The organism is Streptomyces sp. NPDC046870 (assembly GCF_040704595.1).
Taxonomy (GTDB): domain Bacteria; phylum Actinomycetota; class Actinomycetes; order Streptomycetales; family Streptomycetaceae; genus Streptomyces; species Streptomyces argyrophylli.
This window is the reverse complement of the sequence record NZ_JBEYXM010000008.1, coordinates 241,416-264,087: the sequence shown is the minus strand read 5'-3', so window position 1 is coordinate 264,087 and position 22,672 is coordinate 241,416. Positions and strand designations below refer to the sequence as shown.

General features: G+C 71.4%; 14 protein-coding genes and 1 pseudogene. 7 read left to right on the top strand and 8 right to left on the bottom strand.

Annotated features, from left to right (window positions below; translation table 11 throughout):
- Positions 1 to 34 precede the first annotated feature (34 nt).
- Genes sbnB through AB0946_RS20290 form a run of 4 tightly spaced genes read right to left on the bottom strand, consistent with a single transcriptional unit; the run spans position 35 to position 7,935 of the window.
- Positions 35 to 1,105, bottom strand: coding sequence for a 2,3-diaminopropionate biosynthesis protein SbnB (gene sbnB, locus AB0946_RS20305; protein ID WP_366762005.1), 1,071 nt, complete (start codon positions 1,103 to 1,105; stop codon positions 35 to 37).
- Positions 1,102 to 2,106: a TauD/TfdA family dioxygenase gene (locus AB0946_RS20300; protein ID WP_366762004.1), complete on the bottom strand. Its 1,005-nt coding sequence runs from the start codon at positions 2,104 to 2,106 to the stop codon at positions 1,102 to 1,104. Before AB0946_RS20300 ends, sbnB begins: the two co-directional genes overlap by 4 nt.
- 40 nt (positions 2,107 to 2,146) lie before the next feature.
- Positions 2,147 to 5,422 carry an amino acid adenylation domain-containing protein gene (locus tag AB0946_RS20295; protein WP_366762003.1) on the bottom strand — a complete coding sequence of 1,092 codons (3,276 nt, stop codon included), beginning with the start codon at positions 5,420 to 5,422 and terminating at the stop codon, positions 2,147 to 2,149.
- A gap of 14 nt (positions 5,423 to 5,436) precedes the next feature.
- The gene (locus AB0946_RS20290) at positions 5,437 to 7,935 is read right to left on the bottom strand and encodes a Pls/PosA family non-ribosomal peptide synthetase (RefSeq protein WP_366762078.1); all 2,499 of its coding nucleotides are present in this window, start codon (positions 7,933 to 7,935) and stop codon (positions 5,437 to 5,439) included.
- A 1,037-nt stretch (positions 7,936 to 8,972) separates the two neighbouring features.
- Between AB0946_RS20290 and AB0946_RS20285 the strand changes: the two genes are divergently transcribed.
- Positions 8,973 to 9,242, top strand: a complete 270-nt coding sequence (locus AB0946_RS20285; protein WP_366762002.1) for a hypothetical protein — start codon at positions 8,973 to 8,975, stop codon at positions 9,240 to 9,242.
- 17 nt (positions 9,243 to 9,259) lie between these two features.
- On the opposite strand, the gene AB0946_RS20280 is transcribed toward AB0946_RS20285, so the two are convergent.
- On the bottom strand, positions 9,260 to 9,430 hold the full coding sequence (locus AB0946_RS20280) for a hypothetical protein (protein WP_366762001.1): 171 nt from the start codon (positions 9,428 to 9,430) through the stop codon (positions 9,260 to 9,262).
- 191 nt (positions 9,431 to 9,621) lie between these two features.
- Between AB0946_RS20280 and AB0946_RS20275 the strand changes: the two genes are divergently transcribed.
- The 3 genes from AB0946_RS20275 (at position 9,622) to AB0946_RS20265 (ending at position 11,730) form a co-directional block, all read left to right on the top strand.
- A complete protein-coding gene (locus AB0946_RS20275; protein ID WP_366762000.1) occupies positions 9,622 to 10,587 on the top strand; it encodes a Rieske (2Fe-2S) protein in 966 nt (321 codons plus the stop codon).
- Positions 10,571 to 11,113 (top strand): DUF1360 domain-containing protein, encoded by a 543-nt coding sequence (locus AB0946_RS20270; RefSeq protein ID WP_366761999.1) that lies wholly within the window; start codon positions 10,571 to 10,573, stop codon positions 11,111 to 11,113. Before AB0946_RS20275 ends, AB0946_RS20270 begins: the two co-directional genes overlap by 17 nt.
- Before the next feature lie 71 nt (positions 11,114 to 11,184).
- Positions 11,185 to 11,730 carry a hypothetical protein gene (locus tag AB0946_RS20265; RefSeq protein ID WP_366761998.1) on the top strand — a complete coding sequence of 182 codons (546 nt, stop codon included), beginning with the start codon at positions 11,185 to 11,187 and terminating at the stop codon, positions 11,728 to 11,730.
- Positions 11,731 to 11,750: 20 nt separating this feature from the next.
- Here the strand turns inward: AB0946_RS20265 and AB0946_RS20260 are convergent, their stop codons facing one another.
- From AB0946_RS20260 to AB0946_RS20250, 3 genes and pseudogenes are all read right to left on the bottom strand, one after another.
- Complete coding sequence (locus AB0946_RS20260; RefSeq protein WP_366761997.1) at positions 11,751 to 12,845, bottom strand: glutamate--cysteine ligase; 1,095 nt, start codon at positions 12,843 to 12,845, stop codon at positions 11,751 to 11,753.
- Between the two features lie 193 nt (positions 12,846 to 13,038).
- Positions 13,039 to 13,155 (bottom strand): annotated as a pseudogene (locus AB0946_RS20255) (hemerythrin domain-containing protein); the annotation flags it as partial.
- Between the two features lie 103 nt (positions 13,156 to 13,258).
- Entirely contained in the window at positions 13,259 to 14,788 is a 1,530-nt protein-coding gene (locus tag AB0946_RS20250; RefSeq protein WP_366761996.1) for a UDP-N-acetylglucosamine 1-carboxyvinyltransferase, read from the bottom strand.
- 489 nt (positions 14,789 to 15,277) lie between these two features.
- Here AB0946_RS20250 and AB0946_RS20245 point away from each other — a divergent pair, with 489 nt between their 5' ends.
- The 3 genes from AB0946_RS20245 (at position 15,278) to AB0946_RS20235 (ending at position 22,581) form a co-directional block, all read left to right on the top strand.
- Complete coding sequence (locus AB0946_RS20245; RefSeq protein WP_366761995.1) at positions 15,278 to 18,073, top strand: aconitate hydratase; 2,796 nt, start codon at positions 15,278 to 15,280, stop codon at positions 18,071 to 18,073.
- A gap of 321 nt (positions 18,074 to 18,394) precedes the next feature.
- Positions 18,395 to 19,411 carry a phosphoribosylglycinamide synthetase gene (locus AB0946_RS20240; protein ID WP_366761994.1) on the top strand — a complete coding sequence of 339 codons (1,017 nt, stop codon included), beginning with the start codon at positions 18,395 to 18,397 and terminating at the stop codon, positions 19,409 to 19,411.
- Between the two features lie 140 nt (positions 19,412 to 19,551).
- A complete protein-coding gene (locus tag AB0946_RS20235) occupies positions 19,552 to 22,581 on the top strand; it encodes a BTAD domain-containing putative transcriptional regulator (RefSeq protein ID WP_366761993.1) in 3,030 nt (1,009 codons plus the stop codon).
- The last annotated feature ends 91 nt before the right edge of the window (positions 22,582 to 22,672 follow it).

Here is a 22,672-nt window from a genome sequence, read left to right as displayed (position 1 = left end):
AGGCCTCCTGGTCCCAGGGCTGAGGGCAACGGCCTCAGCCGTACCGGCGCAGATCGTGGAAGAAGTCGTCGATGAGGCGGAGTTCTCCCGCCCTGGCCACTTGCTCGTAGACGTACTTGCCGACGGCCAGGTCGAGCACGCCCAGGCCGAAGGGCGAGAAGATCACCGGCTGGTCGCCGGGCGGGGCGGCCCGTCCTTGCAGCACGTCGTAGAGGGTCCCGTTGAGGAAGTCGCGGTTCCCGGTGCGCTGCTCGACCAGGTGCGGGGAGGTGTCCGCCTTCAGGCAGTGCTCCACGTCGTCCACGAAGTTGGCCGAGGCGAGCAGGACCTCGGGCGCGAGGTCGCGCAGCGACACGTGCAGCACCAGGGGGTTGTGGGCGAACCAGCCGGGGGCCGTGACATGCGGCCGGCCGGCGACGGTGGCGAAGATGACGAGGTCGCTGGAGCGGATCAGGTCCTCGGCGCTGTCGTGGACGGTGACCTGACCGGTGGCACCCGCCTGGCGCAGGTAGCCGCAGAAGCCGGCGGTGCTGTCGGGGGACACGTCGTGCACGCCGACGGCGTCGAAGGTCCAGCCGGAGCCGGCCAGGAACGTGTGGATGTACCGGGCGATCAGACCGGTGCCGAAGAACCCGACGCGCCGCGGACGGCTCCGGGTGCGGCTGAGCCAGTCGGCCGCCAGCGCGGCGGAGGCCGCGGTCCGGGTGGCGCTGATGACGGAACTCTCCAGGCACGCGAACGGGTAGCCGGTGTCGTGGTCGTTGAGGATCAGCACCGCGGAGGCCCGGGGCAGCCCGGTGCGCACGTTGTCGGGGAAGCTGGAGATCCACTTCAGGCCGTCCACCCGCGTGGAGCCGCCGATGGAGGCGGGCAGCGCGATGATCCGCGCCGTCGGCCGGTCGGGGAAGCGCAGGAAGTACGAGGGCGGGTTGACCGAGTCCCCGGCGCCGTGCAGCCGGTAGGTGGCCTCCACCAGGTCCACCAGCTCCTGCTCGCGCCCGCCGAGGGCCTCTTCCACCTGCTTGCCGGAGATCACCGCGAAGGAGGGCACCCGCCCCTCGTGGGGCGTGCCCGGTTCGGTGGCGGTAGACAGCATGTCGGTCATCGACGGCTCGCCTCCCCCGTCGGGCAGGAGTCGGCCAGGCGACGCGGCTCGGCCATGCCCACCAGCACCTGCCGGTCGCCCGTGAACGCCTCCCGGCTGTGCGCGGAGCCGATGTTGTCCACCAGCATCAGGTCACCGGCCTGCCAGGGCTCGCGCCGGGTGTGCTCCTCGTAGGTGGCGTTCAGGAGCTGGACGACGTCCTCGCCGATCGGGCTGCCGTCGCCGTACCGGGTGTTGAACGGCAGGCTGTCGGCGCCGTACTCGTCCACCAGGTACTCGCGCACCTCCGGGGCCAGCGTCCATTCGTTGAGGAACGCGATCTGGTTGAACCAGCACCGCCTGCCGGTGACCGGATGCCGTACGACCGCGCAGCGGCGCTGCTCGGTGCGCAGGGACCCGTCCGGCTGCCAGTGGAAGTCGATGGCGTTGGCCCGGCAGTAGCGCTCGATCGCGGCACGGTCGTCGGTGCCGAAGGACTCCGCCAGGGACGCGCCGATCTCCTCTTTGTAGCTGCGGGTCAGCAGCCAGCCCTCCCGCTCGAACCGCTCGGTCAGCTCGGCGGGCAGGGCCTGAAGGACCCGCTCGGCGTCGGCGACCCCGGTCGCCCCGCCCTGTCCGGGCGCGGTCAGGCACGCGAACAGCAGCAGGCCGGGCACCTCCAGCGGGTAACTCAGCTCGTGGTGCATGCACATCGGCTGGTTGGCCGGCCACGGCGTGGAGGAGTACAGGCCATGGCCGTGGTCCTGCCGGGGGGCGAAGGCCTCCCGCTCCGGCATGAGCGTCCCGGCCAGCCGTGTGAAGACGGCACCGACCTGGTCCGCGTCCCGCAGGCCGAGCCCGCGCACCAGCAGTGCCCCGTGCTCGGTGACCTGTGCCCGCAACGCCTCGCGGTGTTCGGCCGCCCAGCTCGCGGCGTCGGCGGGCCTCTCCACGCGCAGCAACGGTGGTCGGTCCGGCCGCAGCTCCACGTCGAGCGGTGCTGCCAGGGATGAGGACGGCATCTCGGTTTCCTTTCGGTCGCCCGTCGTGTGGACGTACGGGTCAGGTGGAGGCGAGGGGGACGGCCGCGCTCAGCACCGCGTGCGCGGCCCCGGCCGGCCGGGTACGGAGGAAGTAGTGGCCCCCGTCGGGCAGTTCGTGCAGGTCCACGTGGTCGGCCAGGAGCAGCCAGTCACGGTGGCGCTCGGCGTGGCCGGCGGTGTGCGGGTCGTCGGCGGCGACCACCACCGAGACCGGCGCCGCCAGCTTCACCGGCGGCGGCGCCTGAAGGACCGCCTGGAAGTAGCGGTGGGCGGACACGCAGTCGTGCCGGTAGGCGGCACCGATGTGTTCGGCGTGCCGCGCGTTCAGTTCGGCGAGCTCGGTGTAGCCGCTGTCCGCGGTCAGCCGCGCCGCGATCTCCGCGTCGCTCAGGCTCGTCAGCTCGGCGACGGCGGCCCCACGGTCCTCGGCCGTGCCGAGCAGTTGCGCCCCGAGGAACACCCGGGTGACCCGCACCCCGCGCTCCTGGAGCGTCCTCGCCGTCTCCAGGGCCGGCGCGGCGCCCGAGGAGTGCCCCCACAGCATGACCCGGGTCAGGCCGCGCGCCGTGATCTCGTCGGCCACCTGCGCGGCGACGTCCGCGATCGACGCGAACGGCTCCCGGTGCGCCGCCAGGTCGTGACCGGGCAGGTCCACCGCGAGGACCGCCGTGCCGCTGCCCGCCAGCGCCGCCGCCATCGGCCGGTAGTTCACCGCGTTGCCGCCCGCGTACGGGAAGCAGACCAGCGCGCACTCGGGGGAGCCGCCCGCTTCCGACAGCGGCTGGAGCAGCTCCGGGCGCTGCCGGGCGGCACCGTCGAGGAGGGCGGCCAGGTCGGCGAGCACCGGGTGCCGGGTGATGTCCCGCAGGGAGACCGCGCGGTCGAGCGCGATGCTGAGCTTGACGGCCGACAGGGAGGTGCCGCCCGAGGCGAAGAAGTCGTCCGTCCGGCCGATCCGGTGCTCGGGCACGCCCAGCAGTTCGGCCCAGGCCGCCGCCAGCCGCCGCTCGCTCGGGCTGAGCGCCTCCCGGCCCGCGCCGGCCGCCGCCCCGGGTTCGGGGCCGGTGCGCGCGGCCTCGGCGGTCAGGGCCTTGCGGTCGATCTTGCCGTTGGCGGTCAGCGGCAGGCTCTCCCGCCAGTGGAAGGCCGCCGGGACCATGTAGGCGGGCAGGGCCGCCGCGAGCGCCTCGCGCAGCACGTCCGGCTCGTGACGCCGGCCGGAGTGGAAGGCGATCAGCTGCGTGTTCCCGCCGCCGCGCTCGACGACGACCACCGCACCGTCGCGCACCCCGTCCACCCGCAGCAGGGTGTTCTCGATCTCGCCGATCTCGATCCGGAAACCGCGGATCTTGACCTGGCTGTCCCGGCGGCCGAGGAACTCCAGCTTCCCGCCGGGGTGCCAGCGTCCCCAGTCACCGCCCAGGTAGAGCCGCTCCCCGGGCCGGTACGGGTCCGTCCGGTAGGCCTCCCGGGTCCGCTCCGGATCGTTGACGTAGCCCCGGCCCACACAGACCCCGGAGAACGCGATCAGCCCGGGAGCGCCCAGCGGCACCAGCGCCAGCTGCTCGTCCACGACGTACACGCGCACGTTGTTGACCGCGCGCCCCAGCAGCACGCGGTCGGGGACGCCGTCCAGGACCTCGTGGTTGGTGTCGTCCGAGGTCTCCGTCAGGCCGTAGGCGTTGAGCAGCCTGATGCCCGGCTGGAGCGCGAACCAGCGCTGCACCAGCTCCCGTTTCAGCGCCTCACCGGTCACCGACACCCACCGCAGGTCCGGCAGCTCCCGCGGGCGCTGTTCCAGGTACGAGACCACGACCTCCAGGTAGGAGGGCACGAGCTGGGTCACGGTGACCCGGCCCCGCACCAGCGTGTCGACGAACCGCTCCACGTCCACGACCACGTCCTGGCCGATCAGCAGGGTCCGCCCGCCGACCAGCAGCGCGGACACCAGCTGCCACAGGGAGATGTCGAAGCACTGCGGGGCGGTCTGCGCCACCACGGAGCCCTCGCCGATCCCCAGGTCGTCGATCTTGGCGTACAGGTGGTTGAGCAGACCGGCGTGCTCGCACATCGCGCCCTTCGGCTCGCCGGTGGAGCCGGAGGTGAAGAAGAGGTAGGCCAGCTGACCGGGGTCGACGCGCACCCCGAGGTCGTCGTCGGCGTGCGGTTCCGCGTACGCGGTCTCGACCGGCAGCTTCTCGGCGTCCGGCACGGTGGCCAGCGCCTCGTCCAGGGTCCCGGTGCTGCCGGACTCGGTGAGGACCAGCCGGCACCCCGCCCGCGACAGCGTCGCCGCGATCCGGCCGGCCGGGAAGTGCGGCTCGATCGGCAGGTACGCCCCGCCCGCCTTGAACACCGCCAGCGTCGCCGCCAGCCAGTCGAGGTTCCGCTCGGTGACGACCGCGACCACGTCCTCCCGGCCCACCCCGCGCGCCACCAGCGCCCGCGCCAGCCGGTTGGCCCGCGCGTTCAGCTCCCCGTACGTCCACGCGCGCTCGCCGTGCACCGCGGCCACCGCCCGCGGATGCGCCCGCGCCCGCTGTTCGAACAGCTCGTGCGCGCGGGCGTCCGGCAGCGCCCGGTGCGGCCCCGCCAGCCCTTCCAGCTGCTCCCGCACCTCCACGGCCGACAGCAGGCTCTGCTGGGTGTGGTCGGCGTCCGGATCGGCCGCCAGCAGCCGCAGCGCCTTCAGGTGGTAGCCGCCGATGCGGTCCGCGCCCTCCGCGTCCAGCACGTCCGTGCGGTGGCGCAGGCGCAGCTTCAGCCGGCCGCCCGAGTCGCACCAGCGCACCTGGAGCACACCGTCGTCGTGGTGGTCCTCCCCGGCGTCCATGGGGCCGAACACCACCTCGTACGACGGCTCGGTCACCCCCAGTTCCCGGCGCAGTTCCGGCACCGGGAACTCCCGGTGCGCCAGCACCTCCGCCTCGGCGCGCTCGGCGGCCGACACCAGGGCCCGCCAGGACCCCGACGGCACGGTCAGCCGGAGCGGCAGCGGCTCGCCGCGCACTCCGGCGGCGTACCCCGTGACCACCTCGCGCTCGCCGGACAGCGCGGCCAGCACCTTGGCGTGCGCCGCCAGCAGCAGCGCGCTCAGCGGCAGTCCCGACCGCCGCACCAGTGCGCGCACCGAGGTCGCCACGTCGTCCGGGACCGGCGTCTCCTGCTCCGACGCTCCCGGGACCGCCTCCCGGACCCACCGCGGCACGGCCGTGCCGCCGCCTGCGGTCAGCACACGGCTCCAGAACTCCCGGCCCGCCTCGACCGCTTCCACCGCTTCCACGCGCGTTCCCATCGAAATGGCCTTCCTCATCTCGTGACGGACGCGGGGGCGTCGGTCGCTTCCAGTGCCCGGGCCGTGCCGCCGGGCCGGTGGCCGGCCCCGGGCATGTCCACGGCCGGGTTGCCGCCCCACTGAGCGTTCGGGGGGACTTCCTCGCCTTTCATGAGGAAGGAGTCGGGTGCCAGCACCGCGCCGTCGCCCATGGTCACGCCGTAGTGGACATGGGCGCCGACGCCGAGCGTGCAGCCCGCGCCGAGGGTGGTGCCGTCGGACTTGAATGTGCCGTCCTCCTGCGAGTGGCACTGGATCTTGCTGCCGGCGTTGAGGGTGCACTCGTCGCCGACGGTGGCCAGGGTCCGTTCGGTCATGTAGCAGCCGTCGTCGAACACCCGGCGGCCGATGCGCACGCCCAGCAGGCGCCACACCAGGGCCTTGAAAGGAGTCCCGTTGAAGATGTTGAGGTAATGGCTCGGCATTTTCCACACGCGCTCGTGCCACCAGAAAATCGGGTGGTAAATGGAGCACAACTGCGGAGTGAGCGCGCGGAACCTCGTCAGGCAGCGCTCCACGAGGATGTAGTAGCCGGTGGAGAACGCGAGCGTCATGGCCAGATACAGGGCGATCACCACGTGCCCGACCACGCCGTACAGGTCCACGGAGACGAGTCCGAACAGGGTGAGCGCGAAGACGAGGAACCAGCGCATGCACAGCATCAGGGCCATCGAGCGCAGGTTGTAGCGGTTCTTCGCGCTGAGGTGGCGGCGCAGTTCGTCGCCTTCCCGCAGATGATCGAACCGGGCGTCCCGGTCCACCGAGCGGGGAATCTCGAAGCACGGCGAACCGAGCAGTCCCACGCCCTCCCGCACCTCGCCGTCGAGGGGAATCATCACCTTGGTGGCGAGAAGGCAGTTCTCACCCGTCCTGCCGCCCACGGGATAGGCGATGTTGTTGCCCAGGAAATTGTGCTGACCGATCTCCACCCGGGACACCCGGAAAGACGTGCTGGAATAGTCGGCGTTGACGACGGAGAGCCCGTCGGCGATCATCGTCCCGGTGCCGACCGTGACCATGAAAGGCGTCTCGTGCTGCATCTCGGTGCCGAAATTCGAGCCGGTCTGCTCCACCCGTGACAGGTCGTAGCCGAGCCCGCGCAGATAATGCACGATGTACGAGCTGTCGCCGAAGAGCCAGGCGAAGAACTTGATGTTCGTCATGCGTGCCGCCGCCCGGTGCAGGGTGTAGTGGAATCCGTAGAGCGGATACACCCGGTCGGGTTTGACGAACAGACCCAGCAGGCGGGGAACGGTGCACAGGACAACGAGGCCCAGGACGAGGAAGCCGCAGAACAGGGCCAGCGAGATGCCGAGCGCGTCCGGGACCAGTTCCGACCGCGTCAGCGCCGCCGTCTGCGGATCGAGCCGCTCGCCGATCGCCGGGACCTCGGTGAACAGCATGTACACGCCGCCGAGGGTGAGCGGCAGGTACAGCAGGAGCGTCTGCAGCAGTGTGAGGGCGCCGAACCAGGCCCGGCGCGCGGTGCCGCACCTGACCGGCGGGACCCGCAGGTAGTCGACCTGGGCGGGCTCCGCCGGGGAACCGTGCCAGCGCTCGCCGTCCGGCACCGCCTGGCCGCTGTGCAGTGCGGAGGAATGGCCCAGCTGGGCGCCGTCGCCCAGCGAGGTGTCGATGTCCAGGACGGTCTTCTCACCGATGTACACGTCCCGGCCCAGCGTGACCCGGCCGGTCTGGATCCGGCCCGCGTGGGCCCGGTAGCAGAGGAAGAACGTGTCCTTGCGGATCACCGTGCCGGCGCCGACCGTCAGCAGGTCGGTGCAGACCGGGACCGAGCGGGAGAGGATCGTGACGCCCTTGCCGATCCGCGCGCCCAGCGCCCGCAGATACAGCACGTACAGCGGGGTTCCGACGAAGAACACCATCGGATTGGCGTGCAGCAGCACCTTCACCAACCAGAAACGCAGATACGCCGCTCTCCAGACGGGGAACTCACCCGGTTTCCAGCGGCCGACGAGCAGCCATTTCGCGACGACCGGAAAGGTGCACAGGGCGAGGAAACCGATACCGCCGAACAGCAGCGACCGCACATAAATGCCGACGAACCCGGAACCGGCGGCGATCCACTCATATCCCCGGGCGGTGACGAATCCCCAGACGAGGGAATACACGAGGAAGATCAGCAGCTGGGCCGTCCCGCACAGCAGATGGTGGACGGGCTTCACGCGCGTCACCGGAGCGGGGGAGGCCGCGGGCTCCGGCACCGGCGGGGCCGTATCGGCGGGAGCCACCTGGACGAGGGCCGCCGTCAGACTCCGGATCGTGGGATGCCGGTAGATGTCCCGCATGGACGGCGAGGGAAGATCCGGGTTCTTTCTCAGCCGCGCGCAGAACTGCGCCATCACGAGGGAATTCGCCCCGAGGTCGTTGAAGAAGTTACTTTCGGCCGGAACATGGTCGCAGCCGGTGACCTCGGCAAGGGTTTCCGCGAGTTTCCGCTCGGTCCACACCATGTCCGGCCCTATGTCGCCCAGGGAGACGGCAGGTTCGCCGGGCCGGGATATGGGGACCTCGGAGGACTGCTCCACCATTACATCTCCTGAGGGCGTTCGGATCGCCAATGGCCGGCCGGACGGTCCCTGATCAGGAACCATCGGTTTCAGTCTGGCGAGGCGCACAGCAGGCTGCCACTTCGCATCACCCCCATTCGCCGCGCCCGGAAGCGCCCGTGGCTCCGTATTCCTTGGTTTCCGCCCGGCGGGCCCCCCACGACGCCTCACCCGAACGGCCGCGCCCCGGACCACCCACCCCTCCCGAGGAGCACCACCGGGCGCATTACCCGGCGCCGGATATGCCACCGGAAACCCGGCTCGGCGGTTTTCCCGGCCGGCACCGGGATCACGGCCGTGGACGCCGAGGCGGACTTCGTCGAGCGGATACGGGTGTACCGGCTCGCGATCGGCCGGGATCCCGCCTTCCGCGAGTCCTCCGGCGTGCCGGCCGACGCGAGGCGTGGCCACGTCCGGCGCGCGTCACCCGTGTGGACCCCCAGCGGGGGGCGTCGCCGTCACCGGCGAACGGCCGCCGCGGTACGCGTCGCGAACGCGTCGCCGTCGTCGTGCGGGCCGGCCGGACCCTGACGGCAGGATCGCGCAACCGTGGAGCGTCGCCGCCGCGGACCGGCTCGCGCGCCCCGACGGAGCACGGCGGCGGCACCGACCCGAGCAGCCGGTCATCGGCCCTTGGTGACCGGAACCGCCGGAGTCCGTCGACCCCGGTCGCCCGGCTGCTCACACCGTCCGTCGAGGAGGCGCCCCGGCTCTGCCGAGCGGACCGTCTTCCGGACGAGGCGGCGTCACCGCGCGGGGACTTCCGCCGCACCGGCGGCGGCGTCCGGTCGCCCCGGCCGCCGATGAGGGGCCCTCTGACACGCCGGCCCCGCACCAGGACACCGCCGCTTCCGCCGCCCGAACCGGCCCGGCCGATCCGGACATCGCGGGGAGCCGCCGAGGTACCCGTCACGGCGCGGACCGACCGGAGGAGGGAAACGGTGGCCGGGACCGACGACGAACTGCTCGCCTTCGACACCGGCGACCTGGAGGACTGGGACGAGCACCGTGCGCGGGCCGCTCTCGGCGGCGCACACGGCGCCTTGTACCGGAACCACCTGCGCATCGCCCTGCACCTCGACTCCTGGGCGGAGGCCGAGGGCCGCCGGACGGATGTCGACGCACGGTACAAAGCCGGATACAGCCAGGCCCTGCGGGACATGGCCGCGTTCCTGAGACAGACCTACTACCTCCCACGCGGCCCGGACTGAAGCCGGGCCGCCGGGTGTCAGCCGGGGGCCTCCTCGGACTCCTCTCGTTCCCCCAGGGCCTCGTCGGTGCTCTCGCCGGACGTGTCCGGCTGGGGACGCCCTTCCTCCTCCGGGTGGACGTCCCGCTCGTCCGTCTCCCGCTCCAGAGGCGACGTGGGCTCGCGCTGCGCTTCGCCGGAACTGCTCATGGCTGCCTCCCTCGGGGCGCCGCTGCGGACGTACCGGGTTCCCCGGACGGTGGTGTGTAACGAGGACCGGAGCAACCCGGAGCGAATTCGCCGACGGCCGCACGCGGTGCCGCGGGGACACGGACACCGGGCAGACGGCGCCAGGCGACCTGCTCCGTTTGCGGCCGGCGGGGCTGGGGACCCGGCCGACCATGAGCACTACGTCACGCCTCCCCCGGACAGGGCGCAACCGTCTCCTGCGGCTGCTGGACCGCCTGGAGCGGGAACCCAGGGCCGACGCGGTGATCGACGGGGTCCGCAAGGGGGTGCAGGCCCTGCCGCTCGGCGACGGGCGCGACCTCCTGCACGGCAGGTGGCTGGGGCACCCGGTGCATCCGCTGATGGTGCAGGTGCCGATCGGCAGCTGGCTGTCGGCGGCGGTACTGGACCTGTACCCCGGCCGCTCCCGCGAGGCGGGCCTCCTGGTCGGCGTCGGCCTGGCCTCCGCCGCGCCCGCAGCCCTGGCGGGCTGGGTCGACTGGGCGGAGCTGCACCGCCAGCAGCAGCGCGTCGGACTGGTGCACGCCCTCGCGAACTCGGCTGCCGTCGGTCTGTACGCCGCCTCGCTCGGCTGCCGCGTCAAGGGGCGCGGCGCGGCGGGCCGGGCCTACGGCTTCCTGGGACTGACGGCGGTCGCGCTCGGCGGCATGCTGGGCGGCCACCTGGCCTACCGCCAGGCATCCGGCGCCAACCACGCCGAAGAGGTCCCGCACGTCGTCACCGGAGGCTGGCACCGGATCGGAGCCGTGGCCGAGTTCCCGGTCGACCAGCCCGTGCGGCGCAGCGTGGACGACGTCCCGGTCCTGGTCGTCAGGGAATCCGGCGGGGCGATCCACGCCCTGGCCGAGCGGTGCAGCCACCTCGCCGGGCCGCTGTCCGAGGGCACGGTGAGCGACGGATGCGTCCAGTGCCCCTGGCACGGGAGCGTCTTCCGGCTGTCGGACGGCTGGAACGTCCGCGGCCCGGCCACCGCCCCCCAGCCGGCCTTCGACACCCGGATCACCGACGGCTACGTCGAGATACGCCTGCGCCGGCAGGACCGGGACGGGCAGGCGTCCGACGAGGCCGAGGCGGGACGGCGACGCACGGGAACGGGGGCCCATGGGTACGGCAGCTGACAGCCGCCTCACGGCACGTCTGCACGGGCTGGTGCGGCGGACCGGACGGCGGTACGCGGCAGGACACGACCGGCCGCTGGGCGGCTACCTCGCGGCCATGGCGGGCTTCGCCACGTACACGACGGCCTGGGCCACCACCGTACGGCTCCTCGGCCGGCCGGTGCCCGACCGGCCCGCGCCGTGGGACGTGGCCCTGACCTCGGTCGCCACGTTCCGGCTCAGCCGGCTGCTGACCAAGGCGTCGGTCACCAGCCCGCTGCGCGCCCCCTTCACCCGGTACGTCGCCCCGCAGGGCCCGGCCGAACTGCACGAGGAGGCACAGCCCGAGAACGGCAGGCACACCGTCGGAGAGCTCGCCACCTGCCCCTTCTGCATGAGCGTCTGGGTGGCCTCCACCCTCACCGCCGGCCAGCTCCTCTGGCCGCGCGCGACCCGCACCGCCATGGGCGCGCTCACAGCCCTGGCCGGTGCGGACGCCCTGCAACTGGCGTACAGCGCGCTGGTCGAGAAGACGACCGGTGAATGACCCGCCGGCGAGGGGCTGAAGGGGACCGGCCGCGCGGGTGAAGGCCGTCCGTCGCGGGTACTCGCCGGGGCATGCTCAAGCGCGCACTGTGGCAGGGACTGCTCGCCGGCACCGCCGGCGGGGTGGTCATGACCCTCGGTGAGAAGATCGAGCAGGCCGTCACCGGCCGGCCCGACTCCCATGTGCCCGCGCGGGTGCTCCAGCGGCTGACCGGCCTGCCCGAACGTCCCGGCAGGCAGCCGCTGCCGGTCAACTGGGCCATGCACCACGGCCAGGCCGCCCTCCTCGGGGTGCTGCGGTCGGTGATGGCCCAGACCGGACTGCGCGGACCCCTCGCCTCCGCCAAGTTCACCGTCGTCCGCCTCACCAACGACCAGATCCTCGAGAACGCGACCGGCGTCGGCGCCCCGCCCGCCACCTGGCCCCGCCGGGAACTCGCCGTGGACCTTCTCCACAAGGCGGTCTACGCCTTCACCACCGGCGCCGTCGCCGACGCCCTCGCCGCCCGCGGTGGACCCGGCCCCGGACAGCGCCACGCCGCCGCCCGCCCCGGACGCCACGCCCACTTCGGCCCCCTGCCCCGCGGAGAAGCCTTCGGAGCGGACGGACGAAGGTGAGTCACGCCGGCCGGCACCTCTCAGGGCATGGTGCTCTGGGCGAGGACCAGGTCGGTGACCGCGGGCAGGCCGCCTTCGGCAAGGGCGGCGCGCTGCCGGTCCGCGCCGGTCCCGTCCTGCAGAAGCCGGTGCACCAGGGCCGTCACCTGCCGGTTGTCGCCGGACGCGTCGAGCGCGGGAGCGACGTAGCGCAGCAGCTCGTACAGCATCTCGCCGGCCCGGCGCTGCCGGCCGCCCGGATCGACCAGGGTGCCGCTCAGTCCGTGGCGGGCCGCGTGCCACATGCTCGCCTGCAGCAGCTCCTGGTCGCAGTCGAGCGCCGGAGCGCCGGCGGCGGCCTCCGCGAGCACCGTCTCCACCAGGGCCCGGACGAGACCCGCGAGCATCACCGCGTCGTCCGCGCGCAACTGCACGTCGAGGCACCGCACCTCGACGGTGGGGTACCGGGCCGAGAGCCGAGCCTGCCAGTACAGCTGACCGGTGTCCGAGATCAGACCGCTGTCCAGCAGCTGCCGCACGCGCCGGTCGTGGTCGGCGATGTCGGCGAAGTGCGGGGGCATGCCGCTGACCGGCCAGCGGCTGAAAACCACGGTGCGCCAGCTGGCGAAGCCGGTGTCGTGGCCGTCCCACAGCGGAGAGTTCGCGGACAGGGCGGTGAGGGTGGGCAGCCAGACCCGGATCCGGTTCAGGATCTGCACACCGGTGTCCCGGCTGGGTACGCCGACGTGCACGTGCATGCCGTTGACCAGCTGCTCCGCCACGAGCTGGGGCGCCTGGGTGAGCATGGCCCGGTACCGGGCCTGGTCGGTGACGGCCACGGGGTGGCCGTGGCGCAGCGGTGGTGTGGCGCAGGCCGCGACCCGGCAGCCGTGCGCCTCGGCGGCCGCCCCGACGGCGTGCCGCAGCCGGAGCAGGTGCCCGCCGACCTCCTCCAGCGTGGAGCACACCGGGGTGGCCACCTCCACCTGCGCCTGCAGCAGCTCGCAGTGCACCTCCTGGTCGGCCACGAGGTGCCCCAGGCCGGCCGCGGCCCGTACCTTGTCCGCCGCGGGTACCGGTAGACCCGTGACCGGGTCGAGCAGCAGGTACTCCTCTTCGACACCGATCGTCGTCATCGATCGCCTTCTGTTCCGCCCGGCTGTGACACCGGACTGGCTCCCGATGCGCCTGGCCGGTGCATCGCACGGCGAGGACCCGTTTCGAGGGCCGCTCGCGGTGGCCGAGTGACCGCACCCGCTCCCCGCTAAACCACCGTCCGGCGCCGACGAGCCGCGCGGCAGCGGCGGACGGCGGCTCCGGCTGACCGCGTCAGTCCTTCCCCATGGCCTTGCGGACGGCGTCCTTGGTGCGGTCCATGAGCGCGGCCACCGGACCAAGGGCGAGGTTGGCGGTGGCCGACTCGACGCCGGGGTGCGGCCGGGTGGGGTCGGGGTGCCCGCCCTCGGTCTGCACCCGGTACGCCCACGAGCCCCTCCCGCCCCGCGGGTGGGCGGTCGGGAGGGAGCTCGCGGTGCGGTGCCCGGGGCTCTCAGATGTCCCGGAAGATCTCGATCTGCGCGCCGATCGAGTTCAGGCGCTCGGCCAGGTCCTCGTAGCCGCGGTTGATGACGTACACGTTGCGGAGCACCGACGTGCCCTCCGCCGCCATCATCGCCAGCAGTACGACCACCGCGGGGCGCAGGGCCGGCGGGCACATCATCTCGGCGGCCCGCCAGCGGGTCGGGCCCTCGACCAGCACCCGGTGCGGGTCCAGCAGCTGGAGCCGTCCGCCGAGGCGGTTGAGGTCGGTCAGGTAGATGGCCCGGTTGTCGTACACCCAGTCGTGGATGAGGGTCTTGCCCTGCGCCGACGCGGCGATGGCCGCGAAGAACGGGACGTTGTCGATGTTCAGGCCGGGGAACGGCATCGGGTGGATCTTGTCGATCGGCGCCTCCAGCTTGGAGGGGCGGACCGTGAGGTCGACCAGGCGGGTACGGCCGTTGTCCGCGCAGTACTCCGGCGACCGGTCGTGGTCGAGGCCCATCTCCTCCAGGACCGCCAGCTCGATCTCCAGGAACTCGATGGGCACCCGGCGCACCGTCAGCTCCGACTCGGTGACCACCGCGGCGGCCAGCAGGCTCATCGCCTCGACCGGGTCCTCGGAGGGGGAGTAGTCGACGTCCACGTCGATGTTCGGCACGCCGTGCACGGTGAGCGTGGTGGTGCCGATGCCCTCCACCCTGACGCCCAGCGCCTCCAGGAAGAAACACAGGTCCTGGACCATGTAGTTGGAGGAGGCGTTGCGGATGACCGTGACACCGTCGTGCCGGGCGGCGGCCAGCAGGGCGTTCTCGGTCACCGTGTCGCCGCGCTCGGTCAGCACGATCGGCCGGTCGGGACGGACGGAGCGGTCCACCCGGGCGTGGTAGTGGCCTTCGGTGGCCGCGACGTCCAGACCGAACCGGCGCAGCGCGATCATGTGCGGCTCGATGGTCCGCGTACCCAGGTCGCAGCCACCGGCGTACGGCAGCTTGAAGCCGTCCATGCGGTGCAGCAGCGGGCCGAGGAACATGATGATCGAACGGGTGCGGACGGCGGCCTCCGCGTCGATCGCGTCCATCTCCAGCTCGGCGGGCGGGACGAGCTCGAGGTCGACCCCGTCGTTGATCCAGCGGGTACGCACGCCGATGGAGTTGAGCACCTCCAGCAGGCGGTACACCTCCTCGATCCGTGCCACGCGGCGCAGCACCGTACGCCCCTTGTTCAGCAGCGAGGCGCACAGCAGCGCCACGCACGCGTTCTTGCTGGTCTTGACGTCGATGGCGCCGGACAGACGGCGGCCGCCGACCACGCGCAGATGCATCGGACCCGCGTAGCCCAGCGACACGATCTCGCTGTCCAGGGCTTCACCGATTCGGGCGATCATCTCAAGGCTGATGTTCTGGTTGCCGCGCTCGATGCGATTGACGGCGCTCTGGCTGGTGCCGAGCGCCTCCGCGAGCTGCGCCTGTGTCCAGCCCCGGTGTTGCCGGGCGTCACGGATGAGCTTGCCGATGCGTACGAGGTAGTCGTCTGACATGAGGTCGAGGTTATCTCAGATATGAGATGGCGCCCGTCAGGGGGTCCCTTCGAGTGACGCCGGTGACGGACAGTCAGGGCCGGTCGCTCTGGGGCACGCCGGGTGACCGGAAAGGCGGGGTTGAATCCACCCGTACCGGTCGATCTGGTGCTCGGCGCGGGAGGCGGTCGCCTGGTGTGCGCCCCGGCCGCCGGGAGGCCCGCCCCGGCCGCCGGGAGGCCCGCCCCGGCCGTCGGGGGCCCGGCCGGCCAGGCGGGCCCCGCCGTCGTGGTGCGGCGCGTGGTGTACGGGTGCGCCGGACCCGGGTCGGGCATGACCGGACGGCGCCCATGTACTAGAGTTATCTCGACATCGAGATATCTGCCGAGGCGCACCGTAGCCGCCACTCCAGTAAGGCATGCCTAACTTAGTCTGACCTCACTGGTTCGGCCAAGCCGGCGTGGCGGCACGATTGACGGTGGTACGCGCACATCAATGAAGGAGACTGTCGTGTCGGCGAACAGCTTCGACGCCCGCAGCACGCTGCAGGTGGGCGACGAGTCGTACGAGATCTTCCGGCTGGACAAGGTGGAGGGCTCGGCCCGCCTGCCGTACAGCCTCAAGGTCCTGCTGGAGAACCTGCTCCGCACGGAGGACGGCGCGAACATCACCGCCGACCACATCCGCGCCCTCGGCACCTGGGACTCCCAGGCCCAGCCCTCCCAGGAGATCCAGTTCACGCCGGCCCGCGTGATCATGCAGGACTTCACCGGCGTGCCCTGTGTCGTGGACCTCGCCACGATGCGTGAGGCCGTGAAGGAGCTGGGCGGCGACCCGGCCAAGATCAACCCGCTGGCGCCGGCCGAGCTGGTCATCGACCACTCCGTCATCGCCGACAAGTTCGGCACGAACGACGCCTTCAAGCAGAACGTCGAGCTGGAGTACGGCCGCAACAAGGAGCGCTACCAGTTCCTGCGCTGGGGCCAGACCGCCTTCGACGAGTTCAAGGTCGTCCCGCCGGGCACCGGCATCGTCCACCAGGTGAACATCGAGCACCTGGCCCGTGTCGTGATGGTCCGCGACGGCAAGGCCTACCCGGACACCCTGGTCGGCACCGACTCGCACACCACCATGGTCAACGGCCTCGGCGTCCTCGGCTGGGGCGTCGGCGGCATCGAGGCCGAGGCCGCCATGCTCGGTCAGCCGGTCTCCATGCTGATCCCGCGCGTCGTCGGCTTCAAGCTCACCGGTGAGCTCCAGCCCGGCACCACCGCCACCGACCTGGTGCTCACCATCACCGAGATGCTGCGCGAGCACGGCGTCGTCGGCAAGTTCGTCGAGTTCTACGGCGAGGGCGTGTCCGCCACCTCGCTCGCCAACCGCGCCACCATCGGCAACATGTCGCCGGAGTTCGGCTCCACCGCCGCGATCTTCCCGATCGACGACGAGACCCTGAACTACCTGCGCCTGACCGGCCGCTCCGCGCAGCAGGTCGCCCTGGTGGAGGCCTACGCCAAGGAGCAGGGCCTCTGGCTGGACCCGGCCGCCGAGCCCGACTTCTCCGAGAAGCTGGAGCTGGACCTCTCCACGGTCGTCCCCTCCATCGCAGGCCCGAAGCGCCCGCAGGACCGCATCGTCCTCGCCGAGGCCGCCCAGCAGTTCGCCAAGGACGTCCTCAACTACGTCGAGGCCCCCGTCGCGCAGACGGCGGACGCCGCCGCCTCCCCGGTCGACGAGGCCAGCGCCGAGTCCTTCCCGGCCTCCGACGCCCCGGCCTACGGCCACCAGGACAACGGCGCCGGCGCCCCGCAGCACGGCCAGGGCACCGGTGCGGTACCGTCCAACCCGGTCCGGGTGACCGCCCCCGACGGCACCAGCTACGAGCTGGACCACGGTGCGGTGACGGTCGCGGCCATCACCTCCTGCACCAACACCTCGAACCCGTACGTCATGATCGGCGCCGCCCTGGTCGCCAAGAAGGCGGTCGAGAAGGGCCTCACCCGCAAGCCGTGGGTCAAGACCACCCTCGCCCCGGGCTCCAAGGTCGTCACCGACTACTTCGAGAAGGCGGGCCTCACCCCGTACCTCGACAAGGTCGGCTTCAACCTCGTCGGCTACGGCTGCACCACCTGCATCGGCAACTCCGGCCCGCTGCCGGAGGAGGTCTCCAAGGCCGTCAACGACCACGACCTCGCGGTCACCTCGGTCCTCTCCGGCAACCGGAACTTCGAGGGCCGTATCAACCCCGACGTCAAGATGAACTACCTGGCGTCCCCGCCGCTGGTCGTCGCCTACGCCATCGCGGGCTCCATGAAGGTGGACATCACCCGCGACGCCCTCGGCACCGACCAGGACGGCAACCCGGTCTACCTGAAGGACATCTGGCCCACCGAGGCCGAGGTCAACGACGTCGTCGCCAACGCCATCGGCGAGGACATGTTCGCCAAGTCCTACGAGGACGTCTTCGCCGGCGACGCCCAGTGGCAGTCGCTGCCGGTCCCGACGGGCAACACCTTCGAGTGGGACCCGGAGTCCACCTACGTCCGCAAGCCCCCGTACTTCGAGGGCATGGGCATGGAGCCGGCCCCGGTCGAGGACATCTCCGGCGCCCGCGTCCTGGCCAAGCTGGGCGACTCGGTCACCACCGACCACATCTCCCCGGCCGGCGCCATCAAGGCCGACACCCCGGCCGGCAAGTACCTCACGGAGCACGGCGTCGAGCGCCGCGACTTCAACAGCTACGGCTCCCGCCGCGGCAACCACGAGGTCATGATCCGCGGTACGTTCGCCAACATCCGCCTGCGCAACCAGATCGCGCCGGGCACCGAGGGCGGCTACACGCGTGACTTCACGCAGGACGGCGGCCCGGTCTCCTTCATCTACGACGCCTCGCAGAACTACCAGGCCGCCGGCATCCCGCTGGTCGTCCTGGCCGGCAAGGAGTACGGTTCCGGCTCGTCCCGCGACTGGGCGGCCAAGGGCACCGCGCTGCTCGGCGTCAAGGCCGTCATCGCCGAGTCCTACGAGCGCATCCACCGCTCCAACCTCATCGGCATGGGCGTGCTCCCGCTGCAGTTCCCCGAGGGCGCCTCGGCCCAGTCCCTCGGCCTGACCGGTGAGGAGACCTTCTCCATCTCCGGCGTCACCGAGCTGAACGAGGGCCGTACGCCGCGCACGGTCAAGGTCACCACCGACACCGGTGTCGAGTTCGACGCGGTCGTCCGCATCGACACCCCCGGTGAGGCCGACTACTACCGCAACGGCGGCATCATGCAGTACGTGCTGCGCCAGCTTGTCGCTTCTTGACCTGACGTGAACGAGCGCCCTGCCCCTGCATCTCGCGGGGAGCGGGGCACTCGCGCTGGGCAGGGCGGAAGACACCCCTGAGACCGGGTCGCACGCCGATCCGTTCCCGGGGCGGAGTCGCGCGTCCTACGACGACGAAGAGCCCCGCACCTGGTACCAGGTGCGGGGCTCTTCTGTCCTCGCGAGCGTGTGGCGAACGAGCGCCGCCAGTGGAGGGCGAGCCAGGTGCGGGTGGCGCGGAGGGGGCGAGGGCGTGAGTCGCCCGGTCGGGGGGAAGGGGAGGGGACCAGGGAGGGAAGAACGCACTGCACAGTGGCTTGTATGTGTGCATACTCCCCTAGAAGCTCGCAGTTCAGGCTGCTCCTGGTGATGCCGAGTCACCAACTCGTGCGGAAAGGAGCCGAGCGGGGGTTCCGTATCTGGTCGGTATGGGATCCGTCGCAGCTGGAGGCCGACTTCGCGGGGCGCGTCGACGAGGTCTCCGAGGAACTGCTGCTCACCGATTTCAGCGACGAGACCGGACTGCGCGAGACCATCGCGCGGACCGCGCGACGCAATGGCATCGACGCTGTGCTGCACTGTGGACACGGCAGTTCCGTCCTGCCGGTGGTCCGGGAGGCATGGCGGCTGGGCCTGTCTCCGAACCCCCCGGCGGTGTACGAACGGCTCCAGTCCGGCGAAGGGGACGGCCGGGCCCTTGCAGAGGCTCCCAGGGTGAGCGTCGAGACGCTGACCGTGAACGGCACCCATCACGTCGTGGGGATGACGGCTCAACGCACCACGGGGCCACCGCACTTCCTCGTGACGGGCTACCTCCATCCGGCGCCGTTGACCGACGATGAACAAAAGATCATTTCGGCGGCGGTCGAGGAGCGACTGACGGCGAGCGGATACCGCTTCGGCCCGGCTCACACAGAGGTGGCGCTGCTGCCCTACGGGCCGCGGATCGTGTCCTGCCGCCCGCACCTGGGCGCCGACCGTATCCCCCTGCTCGTCGAGATCGCGCGCGGGTTCGACCTGGAGGCGGCGGTCTTCACATGCCTCCTGGGCGGCCGCCCGGTCGTGCCGAAGGCTTCCCAGTACGCGGAGGTCGGTTTCTTCCTGCTGCCCGAAGGGCGGCTGGAGACGTACACCGGCACGGAGGACATCGCCGTGACCCCATGGGTCCGTGGAGCGCGCTTTCCGTACACCGCCGGCGACTGGATCGCGGCGGTCGGTGATCCGCGCGCCCGGCGCGCCTACGTCGTCGTGGAGGGGAGCACACCGGAGGTCACTCGCGAACGAGTCGCCAAGGCGCGACAGGATCTTGTCGCCGATATCAGGCCGACTGCCCGGTGACGCGCGCCGGGTAGTTATGTTTTCCTTCACGAGGCGGAGGGGCGAGACGCGGGATCCGACAGGCCTGTGCGTGTGCTCCGCGAGGTGTTGTACGCCTCTGTGGCGTGTGTCCCATCTCATCGCTGACGAGGGAGGATAAGGTGCGGGCCGCGACATCGAGTCACAGTGAAGACGACATAGGCCCCAGTCCGGAATTCGCCGTTCTGGGATCTCTGGAAGTCCGTAGCGGCAGCGAACTCGTATCAGTCAACGGGGCTCTGCAGCGGCGCGTTCTCGTGATGCTGCTCCTGGAGGCGGGGCGCGTCGTGCCCGTCTCCCGTCTGGTGGCGGCCGCATGGAACGACGAACCGCCGGACAGCGCCGAGCACCAGGTGCGCAAGACGGTTGCCAAACTGCGCAGCCGCATTCCGCACGGCCCCGACATCATCGTCACCGACGGACCCGGATACCGCGCGGTCGTCGACACCGAGCAACTCGACCTGCTGCGCTACCAGCAGCTGTTAAGACAGGCCAGGGCATCACTGGAGGCGGGGGAGACCGAACGGGCCGCGGCACAACTGCGTGAGGCCCTGGCGCTGTGGCGAGGGCCCGTGCTGTCCGGTTCCGGCGGCCGTGTGGTCGACGCCGCCTCGACGGCTCTGGAGGAGCAGCGGCTGACCGCCGCCGAGCAGCTCTACGATCTGTGCATCGACGCGGGCGAGGCCGCCGAGATCACGGGTGAGCTGCGTGTCCTCGTCGACGAGCATCCGCTGCGCGAGACGCTGCGCAGCCGGCTGATGCTCGCCCTCTACTACTCCGGCCAACAGGCGGCCGCGCTCAACGAGTTCGCCCGTACCCGAGCACACCTTGCGGACGAGCTGGGCATCGACCCCGGCGCGGAGCTGACCGGACTGCACGAGCGCATCCTGCGCCAGGACCCGTCGCTGACCCGCCAGGAACGTGCCGTGTCCCGTGTCCCGCACCAGGTGACGGAGGCTCCGCACGCGCTGCCGTTCGACGTGCCCGACTTCTCGGGCCGCAGCTCGGAGCTGCAGTGGGTCTGCGACGCGGCCAGGCGTGCCCTGGAGGGGGCACCGACGGTGCTGGCCCTCGACGGCATGGGCGGCGGCGGAAAGACGGCACTGGCCATCCGCGCCGCCCACCAACTGGCCGAGCAGTATCCGGACGGCAGCCTCTTCATCGACCTGCACGGCTTCACACCGGGCCAGACGCCACTCAGCGCGTTCCAGGCACAGGGGGACCTGCTCGCCGCCGCCGGTGTCCCCAGCGAGGAGCTGCCCACGGCACCGGCGGGACGCGCCGCGCGGTGGCAGTCGTACATGCGGGGCCGTCGCATGCTTCTGGTTCTGGACAATGCCGCCGCCTCGGAGCAGGTGCGGGAGCTGATTCCAGCCTCGTCCGACAGCCTGGTCCTGATCACCAGCCGCCCGCGGCTGACCGGACTGGACGGAGCCGAATGGCTCTCCCTGGGCGCCCTTCCGGAGCCGGAGAGCCACCAGATACTGCGTAACACCCTCGGTGCCGAACGCGTCGAGAGGGAGCCGGTCGCGGCCCTTGAGCTGCTGCGGCTGTGCGGAGGACTACCGCTGGCGGTCCGGATCGCCGCCGCCCGGCTGGCGAACCGCCCGCAGTGGACGGTCCAGCGACTCGTCGAACGGCTGCGGGACCACGACCGGCGTCTGGACGAACTCACCAGCGAGGGACGGGGAGTGGCGGGTGCGCTGCTGCTGTCGTACCAGTCCATGCCCCGGGAACAGCGAACGGCCTTCCGGCTGCTGGGACACCACCCCGGACGCTATCTGGATGCCGAGGAGGCTGCCGCGCTGCTGGACACCGATGTGCTGACGGCCGAGGACGTGCTCGAGGAACTGGTGGACGTACGGCTGTTGGAGGCCAGGGAGCCGGGGGTGTACGCGCTGCACGATCTGGTGCGCAGCTTCGTGCAACGCGTCGCGCAGAGCCAGAAGACGCCGGAGGACGGGCAGGCGGTGCGGCGACTGCTGGATCACTACCTGATCGCGGCGGAACGTGCCTGCGACACGCTGTTCCCCGGACGGCGCCACTTCGGAGACGTCGACGAAAAAGGACAGGATCGCGACGAGTTCGACCACAAGGACAAGGCACTCCAGTGGCTCGACCAGCACCGCGAGAGTCTGCTGGCGGCGGTGGACGCCGCGTACCACGAGGGACTGCTGTGGCACGCTGCGCGGCTGCCGCGTGAGTTGGGCTTCCACTCGAGCATCCGCGCCTACGACGCCAGCGCGAACGCGACGTTGGAGAAGGGAGTCAGCGCGTCGCGACAGCTCGGGGACCGGTCGTTGACCCGGCTGAACCTGATGAATCTGGCCATGGGCAAGTGGCGGCTGGGGCAGTTGAGCGAGGCCGTCGCCCGGCTGGAGGAAGCCGTGGACCTGTCCCGGCAGATGGACGACGTGCACAGCGAGGCGGAGTGCCGGGCCCGGCTGGGACAGGCATGCAACAGCATGGGGGAGCTGGAACGCGCGCTGCGGCTGTGCCAGGAGGCCAACGCGCGGGCGCAGGAACTCGGCTACACCCGACTCGACGGCTCGTCGCTGAGCACGCTCAGCCTGGTCCAGGTGCGGCTGGGGCTGTTCGACGAGGCGGCGGCATCGGCGGAGAGGGCGGTGGCCATCTTCGACTCGATCAAGGAGATACAGCTCTCCGTGGACGCGCTGAGCAATCTCTCCCAGGCGATCGAGCGCCTCGGCCGCTTTGAGGAGGCGCTCGCCTGGGCCGACGCGGCGCTGGAGCGGTGCCAGCGCATGAGCATGCCCTCGGTGCTGCCGCTCGTACTCGCCCGCAGAGCCGATGTGCTGGCGCGCATGGGAGAGCTGGACGAGGCGGCGGACAGCGCCGACCGCGCACTCGCCAAGGCCACCAGCAGTACCGACGACATCCACCGTGCCACCGTGCACCTCTCGGTGGGGCGCGTGCGGTACGGGCAGGGGGACCTGGACACGGCGCAGGCTCAGCAGCTTCTGGCCCACGAGATCGCCTGCCGTATGGAGTTGCGCTACGACGAGGCCTGCGCGCTGTGGGGCCTCGGCCGCACCGCCGAGGCCCGGGGGGACTCGCAGCTGGCCCAGCAGCACCGATCGGCCGCGAACAACCTCTTCTCCCTTATGAAAGTGCCGGAGAGCGCACGCTGAGCCCGCAGGTCTGGCGGCCTACGAGCAGGGGGATCGGGCGGGTGTCCGGAGGGGAACGGGCCGGGAAGGCAGATCGCGAACATCATTGAAG

Excerpts from the sequence above, each read along its gene's own strand:
- sbnB (WP_366762005.1), bottom strand. The coding sequence starts at position 1,105 with ATGACCGACATGCTGTCTACCGCCACCGAACCGGGCACGCCCCACGAG.
- AB0946_RS20300 (WP_366762004.1), bottom strand. The coding sequence starts at position 2,106 with ATGCCGTCCTCATCCCTGGCAGCACCGCTCGACGTGGAGCTGCGGCCG.
- AB0946_RS20295 (WP_366762003.1), bottom strand. The coding sequence starts at position 5,422 with ATGGGAACGCGCGTGGAAGCGGTGGAAGCGGTCGAGGCGGGCCGGGAG.
- AB0946_RS20290 (WP_366762078.1), bottom strand. The coding sequence starts at position 7,935 with ATGGTGTGGACCGAGCGGAAACTCGCGGAAACCCTTGCCGAGGTCACC.
- AB0946_RS20280 (WP_366762001.1), bottom strand. The coding sequence starts at position 9,430 with ATGAGCAGTTCCGGCGAAGCGCAGCGCGAGCCCACGTCGCCTCTGGAG.
- AB0946_RS20275 (WP_366762000.1), top strand. The coding sequence starts at position 9,622 with ATGAGCACTACGTCACGCCTCCCCCGGACAGGGCGCAACCGTCTCCTG.
- AB0946_RS20270 (WP_366761999.1), top strand. The coding sequence starts at position 10,571 with ATGGGTACGGCAGCTGACAGCCGCCTCACGGCACGTCTGCACGGGCTG.
- AB0946_RS20265 (WP_366761998.1), top strand. The coding sequence starts at position 11,185 with ATGCTCAAGCGCGCACTGTGGCAGGGACTGCTCGCCGGCACCGCCGGC.
- AB0946_RS20260 (WP_366761997.1), bottom strand. The coding sequence starts at position 12,845 with ATGACGACGATCGGTGTCGAAGAGGAGTACCTGCTGCTCGACCCGGTC.
- AB0946_RS20250 (WP_366761996.1), bottom strand. The coding sequence starts at position 14,788 with ATGTCAGACGACTACCTCGTACGCATCGGCAAGCTCATCCGTGACGCC.
- AB0946_RS20240 (WP_366761994.1), top strand. The coding sequence starts at position 18,395 with ATGTGTGCATACTCCCCTAGAAGCTCGCAGTTCAGGCTGCTCCTGGTG.